This is a genomic window from Pseudomonas sp. PAMC25584, from assembly GCF_058135675.1.
Genome location: NZ_CM176870.1, coordinates 2,893,432 through 2,905,157, shown reverse-complemented (window position 1 = coordinate 2,905,157; position 11,726 = coordinate 2,893,432). Strand labels below are relative to the sequence as shown.

At 62.4% G+C, this 11,726-nt stretch carries 10 protein-coding genes; 6 read left to right on the top strand and 4 right to left on the bottom strand.

Translation table 11 applies throughout. The annotated features are described in order from the left end of the window. Positions 1-16: 16 nt before the first annotated feature. Positions 17-940, bottom strand: coding sequence for an AraC family transcriptional regulator (locus tag ACS5Q8_RS13335; RefSeq protein WP_443698843.1), 924 nt, complete (start codon positions 938-940; stop codon positions 17-19). Positions 941-1,105: 165 nt separating this feature from the next. Between ACS5Q8_RS13335 and ACS5Q8_RS13330 the strand changes: the two genes are divergently transcribed. From ACS5Q8_RS13330 to ACS5Q8_RS13320, 3 genes are all read left to right on the top strand, one after another. Continuing rightward, positions 1,106-2,128 carry an alpha/beta hydrolase gene (locus tag ACS5Q8_RS13330; protein ID WP_247402691.1) on the top strand — a complete coding sequence of 341 codons (1,023 nt, stop codon included), beginning with the start codon at positions 1,106-1,108 and terminating at the stop codon, positions 2,126-2,128. A 58-nt stretch (positions 2,129-2,186) separates the two neighbouring features. Beyond that, complete coding sequence (locus tag ACS5Q8_RS13325) at positions 2,187-3,437, top strand: MFS transporter (protein WP_465160292.1); 1,251 nt, start codon at positions 2,187-2,189, stop codon at positions 3,435-3,437. A 76-nt stretch (positions 3,438-3,513) separates the two neighbouring features. Then, complete coding sequence (locus ACS5Q8_RS13320; protein ID WP_465160291.1) at positions 3,514-6,090, top strand: bifunctional diguanylate cyclase/phosphodiesterase; 2,577 nt, start codon at positions 3,514-3,516, stop codon at positions 6,088-6,090. An 18-nt stretch (positions 6,091-6,108) separates the two neighbouring features. Here the strand turns inward: ACS5Q8_RS13320 and ACS5Q8_RS13315 are convergent, their stop codons facing one another. After that, entirely contained in the window at positions 6,109-6,930 is an 822-nt protein-coding gene (locus tag ACS5Q8_RS13315; protein WP_276192792.1) for an AraC family transcriptional regulator, read from the bottom strand. A 103-nt stretch (positions 6,931-7,033) separates the two neighbouring features. Between ACS5Q8_RS13315 and ACS5Q8_RS13310 the strand changes: the two genes are divergently transcribed. After that, the gene (locus tag ACS5Q8_RS13310; RefSeq protein WP_426101690.1) at positions 7,034-8,245 is read left to right on the top strand and encodes an MFS transporter; all 1,212 of its coding nucleotides are present in this window, start codon (positions 7,034-7,036) and stop codon (positions 8,243-8,245) included. A gap of 92 nt (positions 8,246-8,337) precedes the next feature. On the opposite strand, the gene ACS5Q8_RS13305 is transcribed toward ACS5Q8_RS13310, so the two are convergent. Both ACS5Q8_RS13305 and ACS5Q8_RS13300 read right to left on the bottom strand, forming a co-directional pair. Beyond that, positions 8,338-8,760, bottom strand: coding sequence for an MAPEG family protein (locus ACS5Q8_RS13305; RefSeq protein ID WP_276192790.1), 423 nt, complete (start codon positions 8,758-8,760; stop codon positions 8,338-8,340). Next, a complete protein-coding gene (locus tag ACS5Q8_RS13300) occupies positions 8,753-9,058 on the bottom strand; it encodes a DUF2834 domain-containing protein (RefSeq protein WP_465160290.1) in 306 nt (101 codons plus the stop codon). Before ACS5Q8_RS13300 ends, ACS5Q8_RS13305 begins: the two co-directional genes overlap by 8 nt. Positions 9,059-9,141: 83 nt before the next feature. Here ACS5Q8_RS13300 and ACS5Q8_RS13295 point away from each other — a divergent pair, with 83 nt between their 5' ends. Together ACS5Q8_RS13295 and ACS5Q8_RS13290 are read left to right on the top strand one after the other, a co-directional pair. Beyond that, positions 9,142-9,930 (top strand): helix-turn-helix domain-containing protein, encoded by a 789-nt coding sequence (locus ACS5Q8_RS13295; protein WP_465160289.1) that lies wholly within the window; start codon positions 9,142-9,144, stop codon positions 9,928-9,930. A gap of 54 nt (positions 9,931-9,984) precedes the next feature. After that, positions 9,985-11,694: an amidase gene (locus ACS5Q8_RS13290; RefSeq protein ID WP_276192787.1), complete on the top strand. Its 1,710-nt coding sequence runs from the start codon at positions 9,985-9,987 to the stop codon at positions 11,692-11,694. The last annotated feature ends 32 nt before the right edge of the window (positions 11,695-11,726 follow it).

The following is an 11,726-nucleotide window of genomic DNA, read 5'->3' as shown; positions in this document are numbered from 1 at the left end:
AGCTGCATCTTTTTCGCTAACTTGACGACGCCTGAGCGGCGCTCGCCGCTTTACCGCGCAGCGCCGCAATATCGCGTTTGGGCGGCACGCCGAACAGTCGGCTGTATTCACGACTGAACTGTGAGGGGCTTTCATAACCAACCTTGAAGGCTGCGCTGGAAACATCCTGGTGTTCGTTCAACATCAAGCGTCGGGCCTCGTTCAAACGCAGCCACTTCTGATATTGCAGCGGGCTCATCGCCGTCAGTTGACGAAAGTGATGGTGAAAGGTAGCGGCGCTCATTTGTACTCGCGCGGCCAACTCATCCACACGCAGCGCCGCGTCGTAATTGAGCTTCAACCAGTCGATAGCCTTGGCAATGCGATAGCCCTGACCGTCAACCGAACAGATCTGGCTCAACCGGCCGGCCTGATCGCTCTTCAGCAGTCGGTAATGAATCTCGCGGCTGATCAGCGGGGCGATTACCGGTATCGCTTCCGGCTCATCCAGTAATGCTACCAGGCGTGCGAATGCCGCGAGCATGCCATCGGTGACCGCACCAATCCCCACGCCCTTCATCACCGGCCGCTCACGCATCGGCGGCAGCTCACGCTGGGCGATCAGTTCGGCCAATATGCGCAGATCCAGCTTGAACGTCAGCCCCAGGCACGGGTGTGCTGGGCTGGCCACCCGCACCTCTGAATTGGCCGGAATATCCAGCGAGGTGAGCAGAAAACGCGACGTGTCATACGGGTACCCCTCGCCGCCCACCCACAACTGCTTCTCGCCCTGGGCGACGAGGACGATGCACGGCTCGACCATGCACACCACCGGCGTGGAGGGATGCTCACGGCGATAAAGGCCCAGCCCCGGAATGGGCATGGCGAAGTCACCGGGTGTCGATATCCGCGAGCCGATGGCCTGCACCAGCATTGCCAGGGGTGACTGATTGTCCGTCATAACAGGCTCTTTCGTTTATTCACTGAACTGTAACGCGTCAGTTCTTGGCCGTCCCCAGCGAATCTCAAGACTCAGAGGATCAGGCAAGTAATCCAGCGGAACGCACTACAGAACCCTTGGCGGCATCGGGAAAATGGGCGAACTCATTTCACCAAGGAACCGCCAATGAAAAGCCTCTTGCTCGCCCTGGGTTTGCTGGTGACGTCTTTTTCCTCACTGGGAGCCGACATGTCCAACGGCGCAAACAACTTCTACACCAGCAACAAGGTGACCGTAGAAAAGGTCACCTTCAACAATCAATACGGCATGCAGGTCGTGGGCAATCTGTTCGTGCCCAACCGCCTTGCCCCCACCTCAAAAAACGCCGCGATTATCGTCGGCCACCCAATGGGCGCCGTCAAAGAACAGAGCGCGAACCTCTACGCCACCAAAATGGCCGAAGAGGGTTTCGTCACCCTGTCCCTGGACCTGTCGTTCTGGGGCGAAAGCGCTGGCTCGCCACGTAACGCGGTGCTGCCCGAACTGTATGCCGAAGACTTCAGTGCCGCCGTGGATTTCCTCGGCACCCGGCCAATGGTGGATCGTGAGCGCATTGGCGTGATTGGCGTCTGCGGCAGTGGCAGCTTCGCCATCAGCGCAGCGAAGATCGACCCGCGCCTCAAAGCCATCGCCACCGTCAGTATGTACGACATGGGCGCCGTCAACCGCAACGGCCTCAACCATGCGGTCACGCGCGAGCAACGCCAGCACGTCTTGTTTCAGGCAGCCAATCAGCGCTATGTGGAGTTCCAGGGCGGCGAAACCCTCTACACCGGCGGTACACCGCAAGCACTCACCGGCAATGCCGTGGGGGACGAGTTCTACGACTTCTACCGCACGCCGCGCGGCGCATTCACCCCTACCGGCGCCTCCACGCAAACCACTACCCGACCGACGCTGACCAGCAACGTGAAGTTCATGAACTTCTACCCGCTCAACGACATCGACACGCTCTCACCGCGCCCGCTGTTGCTGATTGCCGGCGCCCACGCGCATTCGCGCGAGTTCAGCGAGGACGCCTATCAACGCGCCGCCGAGCCCAAAGAGCTGGTAATCGTGCCTGACGCAGGCCATGTGGACCTCTACGACCGGGTCGACCTTATCCCATTCGCAAAACTCACTCGCTTCTTTAACACCTACCTGAAGTGACCCTCTCGACGTGCGGCCTCACTGCCGAGGCCGCGCTGCGCAACACAGGATTCAAGTCATGACCGCTACCTCTACCGCGCAACGTTGGGGCGCCGTGCTCGCAATGTCACTGGCAGCCTTTGCCCTGGTCGCGTCCGAGTTCATGCCCGTGAGCTTGCTCACCCCGCTGGCTGCCGACTTGGGTATCACCGAAGGTCAGGCCGGCCAAGGCATCTCCGTTTCGGGGCTATTTGCCTTACTGACCAGCCTGCTCATCGCCTCAGTCGCAGCGCGGGTAGATCGCAGATGGCTGCTGATTTCACTGACCGTGCTGATGATCGTCTCCGGAACGGTGGTGGCATTCGCACCGAATTATCTGATCTTCATGCTGGGACGTGGGCTGATCGGCGTGGCCATTGGCGGCTTTTGGTCGCTGTCCGCCGCTACGGTAATGCGCCTGGTGTCCGCCCCCCTGGTGCCACGAGCATTGGCGATGATCAACGGCGGCAACGCATTTGCGATGGTGATTGCGGCACCACTGGGCAGCTTTCTAGGCGCATTGATCGGTTGGCGTGGCGCCTTTTTCTGCGTAGTGCCGGTGGCCGTGGTGGCCGTGGTATGGCTGCTGCTGAGCCTGCCGTCGATCAGAACGCAGGCAGTTGGGAAAACCATCAATCCAGTGCATTTGATGAAGAACCGGCCAGTGGCTTTGGGCATGGTCGCCGTCTGTACGTTTTTCATGGGCCAGTTCATGCTGTTTACCTACCTGCGCCCGTTTCTGGAAACGGTGACCCACGTCAGCGTCTCCATGCTATCGCTGATCCTGTTGGTGCTGGGCCTGGCAGGTCTGGCCGGCACTTTCCTGATCGAACGCTTCTTGAAAAACGGCCTGTACCCGACGCTAATCGTGATCCCGTTGATGATGGCCGCCGTCGCGATCGCATTGGTCATGGTAGGCCGTTCGACGCTGATGACCACCGTGTTGCTCACCCTATGGGGGATGATGGCCACTGCCGCGCCTGTGGGTTGGTGGACCTGGCTGGCGAGAACCCTACCCCACGACGCCGAGGCTGGCGGCGGGTTGATGGTAGCGATTATCCAGTTGGCAATTGCCTCGGGGGCCATCGCGGGCGGCTGGGTGTTCGACCTGCGTGGCTACCAGGCCACGTTCGAACTAAGTGCCGCAGTGCTGGGCGCGGCGGCCGTGCTGGCTTGGGCGGCCGGCCGCGTGGCGAAACAACCGCGACCCACTTACCGCGACAGCAGGCCGCAAGACAACCGAAATCCACACGAAGCACTGCGCGCCCGCACCGCCACCCACCGCACCTGAAGCGCTCATTTTTTGCGCAAGGCGGCCGATAGCCTGTCACCCCCCCCCGACATGCAGCTGCGCCCTGCGGGAATCAATGCCAAATACCCTCGCCCCGATCGTTCGCAAGCTTTCCCGGCGCACCAGCCTGTCGCTGGCGCGCACGTCGCTGTTCCAGTGCGTGGCGCTGCTCGCCTGCGTGTTTGCAGCGGCCAGCTATTCGCTGGTGTACCTCGCCCACGAGCTGGACCGATTCGAAGACAGCGAAAGCGCCTTCTACACCCGCAAGGCGGTGCATTCCCTGGAAAAATCCCTACGCCTGACCGTCAAGGATTACGCGTTCTGGGGCGATGCCTATAAATACCTGCACGTTACCGTGGACACGGATTGGGCCTATGCTCGCGAAAACGTGGGGCCCACGCTGTTCCATGATTTCGGCTTTCAAGGCGTGTTTGTCGTCAACGACCTGGACCGCACGGTGTACGCGGTGGTCGAGGGCAAATTGCAACCGATTGAGCTCACCGAATGGCTCGGCCAGCCCATCGCGGCGATGCTCGAACAAGCACGCGCAGGCGCCACGACGGACACACCGGTCACGAGGTTCATTAACGTGCGCGGCAGCCCCACGTTGGTGGCGGCAGCGGCGATAACGCCAGGCACTGACCCCACCGTGATAGCGGACGGGCGAAAAGCCTCCGTATTGTTCTTCATCGATATCCTCAACAGCGCCAAGCTGACCGAAATCGGTAACGACTTTGGCGTCGATCACCTGCATATCGCTAAACCCGATGAAATCGGCAAGACCTTGTTGTTCTCCCTGAGTGATAACGGCGCCGCCGGCAGCCTGCATTGGCAGCCCGAGCGGCCCGGTGTGCGGTTAACGACTGTTGGCCTGCCGCTGCTGGGTCTGGCTGCGCTGCTGGTGTGCCTGATGAGCTGGCTGATTATGCGCCGCACCACGACGGACGCCCAAGCCCTCGATACCAGCCACACGTCGCTGCAAGACAGTCAAAACGCGCTGGCCACCAGCGAAGCGCGCTTTCGCGATGTGGTGGAAGCCAGTTCGGACTGGGTCTGGGAAATAGACGACCTGTGGCGCTTCACCTATCTGTCGGAGCGCTTCGAAAGCGTCACGGGCCTGGACCTCCAGGCCTGGATCGGCGCCCCCCTGCACGCCCTGCTGGACACCGATGACGGCGCCCTTTCGCAGTGGCTGAGCACGGCCAAGCGGCGCGCGGACACCAGCATTCAGTGTCGCTACGTCGACGCCCAGGGGCGTGAGCGCACCACCCGATTGTCGGCGCGGGAAATGCCCTGCGGCGGGTTTCGCGGGACCGCCACCGATGTGACCGAAGAAGTCGAAGCGCGGCGGCGCATCGAGTTCCTGTCCCTGCACGACGCTCTCACCGGGCTGCCCAATCGCACGCGCCTGCAAGCGTTTCTGGACGGAAAACTCAAAGCGTTGCCTACCCTGGAGCACCCTTTGGTCATGCTCAGCCTGGACCTGGATCGGTTCAAGCCGGTCAATGACTTGCTCGGGCATGCGGCCGGTGACCGGGTGCTCAATGAGGTATCGAGCCGCCTGGCCGATTGCGTGCGCCACGGTGACCTGGTCGCTCGCGTCGGCGGCGATGAATTTGTGCTGATCCTCATCGACGCCGGCGCCCAGGACGAAGTCGAAGCCCTGTGCCGGCGCTTGATCGAGTCTGTCGAACGGGTCATCAGAGTCGACGAGCAGGACGTGTTCATCAGCGCCAGCATCGGCATTGCCCTCGCGCCCAATGACGCCAACGGGGTCACCGAGTTGCTGCGTTACGCCGACATCGCCCTGTACGAAGCCAAGGCTGCGGGGCGTAATACCTGGCGGTTTTACTCCGGTGAAATGAACGCACGGATCATCGAGCGTCGCCGCCTGGAAAGCGACCTGCGGTTTGCGATCAAGCACGCAGAACTGCGCCTGCACTTTCAACCGCGCTATCGCATCAGCGACGGGCAAATGGTCGGCGCCGAAGCCCTGGTGCGTTGGCAACACCCGCTGCACGGCCTGATCGCACCGGACACCTTCATTCCAATTGCCGAAGAGTCGGGGTTGATCCTTTCGCTGAGCGACTGGGTGCTTGAAACCGCCTGCACGTGCGCCGCGCAGTGGCCTGAGCATCTTTTTGTGTCGGTGAACCTGTCACCCACCGAATTCAAGCGCGGCAACCTGGTGGAGCGCGTGCGGTACGCCCTGGATAAGTCGGGCATCGAGCCGACGCGCATGGAACTGGAAATCACCGAAAGCGTGATGCTTGACGATGCCGTCGGCGCGCTTGAGGTCATGCACACCCTCAAGCACCTGGGTCTGCGCATCGCCATGGATGACTTCGGCACCGGCTACTCCTCACTGAGCTACTTGCGCGCGTTCCCGTTCGACGGGTTGAAAATCGACCGCAGCTTCTTGAACCGGCTGGAGGACAGCGCCGATGACAAGGCCATTATTCAGGCCATTGTCGGCTTGGGACGCGCCCTGTCGCTGACGGTAACGGCAGAAGGAATTGAAACCGCCGAACACCTGGCACTGCTCAAGGCAGTGGCCTGTGACGAAGGTCAAGGCTACTTCCTCAGCCGACCGCTGGATATCGACGCCTTCAACAGCCTGCTGGACGTGTACGCGAGCACCCCGCCGTGTTAACGCTCGACGAGGCGGGCGCTAGCGAAAAAATTGACTCGGCGTCTTGCCAAACTGTTTTTTGAACATGCTGGTAAAGGCACTGGGGCTTTCATAGCCCAGCTCAAACGCCACATCGATAATTTTCTCGCCCACCGCTATCCGCTCCAGTGCCAGCAGCAACCGCGCTTGCTGGCGCCACTGGCCGAAGGTCAGGCCGGTTTCGCGGCGGAACAGGCGCTGGATGGTGGTTTGGTCCAGGCCTAGGCGCTCGCTCCAATCCGCCACGGTCGAGGCATCGCCCGGGTCATCCTGCAACGCCAGGCAAATCCGGCGGATGCGCGGGTCTGCAGGCTGGGGAAGGAACAGCGGCAAGGCCGGCAACAGGGCGAGCTCGTCGAGGATCAGGTGCATGATCCGGGCGTCGCGCGAATCTTCGGCATACGGCGGCTTCAAACTGACCGAGGCTTTGATCAGCTCACTGAGCAGCGGTGAAATGCTGACGGCCTTGGTTTCGCTCGGCAAGTTCGGAAAACTCGCGGGGCGCACAAACACACTGCGCATTTTCAGAACACCGACGCAACGCAGCGAATGCACATGCCCGCTGGGCATCCAGAAGCCGCGATTGGGCGGCACCGTCCACTGATTCTGCGCCGAATGCACCACCATCACGCCTTCGGTGGCGTACAGCAGTTGATGCTTCTCGTGGCTGTGCTCGGGGATCACCCAGTTATCGGCATAGTCGGTGGCCGAACTGATGACGGCCCACTCGCCCTCATCGATCTCTCGCAGAAATTTGTCCAGTGTTTTGATGGCTTCGCCCCTTTTGCGATGTTTGCTGCCCGAATTTCGCGAGACAGGCATCGGCGGCAAATCTAGCATAAACACCGAGTTCACCCATGGAGCGGCGGTTTAAATCATCGCTGCCCGCCTCCCCGTCGTTCACTGCCTTGTATGGAATGCCTGCATGTCGACCTTGACCGCGTCTCCCGCTGCCACCTCCAGCCCGCCCCACGTCAGCCCCTTGGTCATGCGCGTTCTCGGCGCCTGCGCCCTGGCGCATCTGATCAATGACCTGATCCAGGCCGTGCTGCCATCGATCTATCCAATGCTCAAGGCCAACTACGGACTGAGCTTCACCCAGGTCGGCCTGATCACCCTGACCTTCCAACTGACGGCCTCCCTGCTGCAGCCGTGGATCGGCTACCACACCGACCGCCACCCCAAGCCCTGGCTGCTGCCAGCGGGCATGGTGTGTACCTTGGCCGGCATCTTGATGCTGGCGTTTGTCGGCACGTTCCCGGCGATCCTGCTCGCGGCGGCGCTGATCGGCGTCGGCTCGTCGACCTTCCACCCGGAAACGTCACGGGTGGCCCGCCTGGCCTCCGGCGGGCGCTACGGCCTGGCGCAATCGACCTTCCAGGTCGGCGGCAACACCGGTAGCGCGCTTGGCCCGTTGCTGGCGGCGGCGATCATCATTCCCTACGGCCAAGACCATATCGCCTGGTTCGGCCTGTTTGCCGTGTTCGCGATCCTGGTGCTGCATGGCTTGAGCCGCTGGTACCGCAACCACCTCAACCTGTTCAAGCTCAAGCAAGGCAGCAAAGCCACCCACGGCCTGTCGAAAAGCCGCGTGACCTTCGCCCTGGTGGTGCTGGCCGTGCTGGTGTTTTCCAAGTACTTCTACATGTCCAGCCTGACCAGCTACTTCACCTTCTACCTGATCGAGAAATTCAACCTGTCGGTCGCCAGCTCCCAGCTTTACCTGTTCCTGTTCCTCGGCGCGGTGGCCGCGGGCACCTTCTTTGGTGGGCCGATCGGCGACCGGATCGGGCGCAAGACCGTCATCTGGTTTTCCATCCTCGGTGCAGCACCGTTCACCCTGGCGCTGCCCTATGTCGACCTGTTCTGGACTGCGATGCTCAGCGTAGTGATCGGTTTCATCCTGGCCTCGGCGTTCTCGGCCATCGTCGTCTTCGCCCAGGAGCTGGTGCCGGGCAATGTCGGGATGATTGCCGGCGTGTTCTTTGGCCTGATGTTCGGTTTCAGCGGTATCGGCGCCGCACTGCTGGGGCTGCTCGCGGACAGCCATGGCATCGCCTATGTCTACACGCTGTGCTCGTTCCTGCCGCTGGTGGGGATTCTGACGATCCTGTTGCCATCGACCAAGGGCGTTTGATCGGTTGAGCCTGCCACCCGCGTGACGGCATTCGGCGGGCAGATCACACGGGGCCGGCGCCGACAGCTAGCGCTTGAGGAGGCCGGTTACCTTTAGACCATTCTGGCGCCGAGCATACCGCCCAAGCCGATCAGACTCGCCACGCCCACCCCATACGCCAGCGTGCGCCAAGGCTGGTACTCCCTCAGATACATGACCGTGTGTACCACCCGCGCCAGGGTAAAAACCCCGAACAGCACACCCGTGGCTACCACAGCGGTGCCCGACGCGACACACAGCCCTCCGACGACAAAAAACAGCGGAATGTTCTCCAGATCATTGGCCCACGCCTTGCTGGCTCGGACGACTTGCGGCAGTTCCTCTGGCTGCGGCGTGCGGTTGAAGAAAGCCGCATCTTCCGGGTTAGTGAACACCCGCCCCCGAATGCGGAAGAAGCCCTGATAGCAGGAAATCGCCAGCATCTTCAGGCACAACACCAGCACGCACAGTGCGTAGACACGCAAAAGCTCATTCATCCCGCAACCCATTGATGACGATATACAGCAGCGGCCCTACCGAAACGAACAGCGCCGTCAGCACCCAGTAAGGCAGCACCGAAACCACCGACCGCCCTCGCCGCCGGGCATCGCGGTACATCCACACACCGGCCAGCAGCGCCATCAGATACAGGTCGATCACCACTTGCGCGGTGTCCGGCTGCGACAGCAGTTGCAGTCCAAACGCCAGCAGCGACTGCTGCGCAGTCAGCATCGTCATCAGCGTATACAGCGAAAACCCGAGCAAAGCGGCCACGGCAATATAGGGTCTGTGCATGGTCTCTTCCTTGAAGTGATCGAGGCCCACGATAGTGATAAGGTTCAGCCCCTCGCAATGACCTCGGAGGTCATGGTCACGCCATGGACAACCCTGTTACCGCCGGCGAACACTTGCGCCGGCTACGCCGACAGGCGCATTTGAGCCAGCTCGACCTGGCCCTGATCACCGGGATTTCGCAGCGCCACCTCAGTTGCCTGGAAACCGGCCGCGCCAAGCCGAGCCCCGGCACCCTGCACAATCTGCTGACCGCGCTGCAGGCGCCCCTCGACCAGTGCAACTGCGTATTCCTCGCCGCCGGCTTCGCCCCGCGTTACGCCGCCACGCCGCTCGCCTCGCCGGCCATGGCGGCGATTCGCGAAGCGGTCAGCCATGTGCTGCACGCCAACAACCCCGCGCCAGCGATTCTGCTCGGCAGCGAGTGGCAAGTGCTGGCGGCCAATACCAGTACCGCCGTGCTCTTTGGGTTGGTCGGGATCAACCCGGATGCGGCGGATGGGGTGAACCTGCTGAGCACCTTGCTGCAATCGGGCGGCCTGGGCGATCACCTGATCAACGCCGAAGAAATCCGCACCCTTGCCTGGCAACGGGCAACCCGCGAGGCCTTGGGTAACCCGGCGCTGGCCGCGCTGTTGGCCAGCCTGCCGGTGCCCGTCCACACCGAGCTGCCCACCGCCATGCCGCCACTGGTGTTGACCCGTGTGCGCTCGACCCAGGGCGAGCTGAACTTTCTATCGACCTTCACCACCTTCGGCATGCCCCAGGACATTACTCTCGCCTCGCTGCGGATCGAGCATCTGATTCCCGCCGACGACTTCACGTGGCAGGTCATGCGCCGCGCTTTCGAAGATTATTCGCCGCTGGTTTTGTGAAATATCTGTCCGTAGACTGCCGCCATACCCCCACTTGAAGGCGGCGAAAAAAACGTGATGCAAGTTACCGAAGTCTCCATTGCCCAATTGCGCGCAGCGCTTGAGTCCGGCCAGACCACGGCCGTTGAGCTGGTCCAGGCTTACCTGGCGCGGATCGACGCCTATGACGGTGCGCAGACAGCGACCGCGCTGAATGCCGTGGTGGTGCGCAACCCCGCAGCCCTGGAAGAAGCCCAGGCGTCCGATGCACGCCGGGCCAAGGGCGCCACACTGGGACCACTGGATGGCATTCCCTATACCGCCAAGGACAGTTACCTGGTCAAGGGCCTCACGGCGGCGTCCGGCAGCCCGGCGTTCGCCAAGCTGATTGCCCATCGCGACGCCTTCACCATCGAGCGGCTGCGGGCCGGTGGCGCCATTTGCCTGGGCAAGACCAACATGCCGCCGATGGCCAATGGTGGCATGCAGCGTGGCGTGTATGGCCGCGCGGAAAGCCCGTATAACGCCGCCTACCTGACGGCACCGTTTGCCTCCGGCTCGTCCAACGGCGCCGGCACCGCGACTGCTGCGAGCTTCGCGGCATTCGGCCTGGCGGAAGAAACCTGGTCGAGCGGGCGTGGCCCGGCGTCCAACAATGGCCTGTGTGCCTATACCCCGTCGCGTGGGGTGATTTCGGTGCGCGGCAACTGGCCACTGACCCCGACCATGGACGTGGTGGTGCCTTATGCACGCACCATGGCCGACCTGCTGGAAGTACTCGACGTGGTGGTCGCCGAAGACCCCGACACCCGTGGCGACCTGTGGCGCCTACAGCCTTGGGTGCCGATCCCCAGCGTCGCCTCGGTGCGCCCGGCGGCTTACGCTGAACTGGCCGCGACAGCCGAATCCCTCGCGGGCAAACGCTTTGGCGTACCACGCATGTACATCAACGCCGACCCCGACGCCGGCACCAGCGAGAAACCCGGCATCGGTGGCCCGACCGGGCAAAAAATCATCACCCGCGCCAGTGTCATCGCCCTGTGGCAAGCCGCCCGCCAGGCCCTTGAAGCCGCCGGGGCCGAAGTCATCGAAGTGGATTTCCCGCTGGTGTCCAACTGCGAAGGCGACCGTCCCGGTGCGCCGACGGTGTTTACCCGTGGCCTGGTGTCCAAGGAATTCCTACACGATGAGTTGTGGGAACTGTCCGCGTGGGCCTTCGATGACTTCTTGCGTGCCAATAACGACCCGAGCCTGAACCGCCTGGCGGATGTCGACGGGCCGAAGATTTTCCCCCATGACCCTGGCACCTTGCCCAACCGTGAGGACGAACTGGCCGCCGGCATGGACGAATACGTGCGCATGGCCCAACGCGGGATCACCCCGTGGGACCAGATCAGCACCCTGCCCGACGGCTTGCGCGGCCTCGAACAGACCCGGCGCATCGACCTGGAAGACTGGATGGATAAGCTCGGCCTCGACGCGGTGATTTTCCCTACCGTGGCCGACGTCGGCCCTGCGGATGCCGATGTGAATGAAGCCTCCGCCGATATCGCCTGGAGCAATGGCGTGTGGGTCGCCAACGGCAACCTTGCCATTCGCCATCTGGGCGTGCCGACCGTTACCGTGCCGATGGGCGTGATGGCGGATATTGGCATGCCGGTCGGGCTGACCTTTGCCGGGCGTGCCTACGATGACTCTACGCTGCTGCGGCTGGCATCGGCGTATGAGGCCACCGGCAGCAATCGCCTGATTCCGCCGCGTACACCGGCACTCACGCCACGCTGAGTGCGTTGAAAATGTGGGAGTTGGCTTGCTTG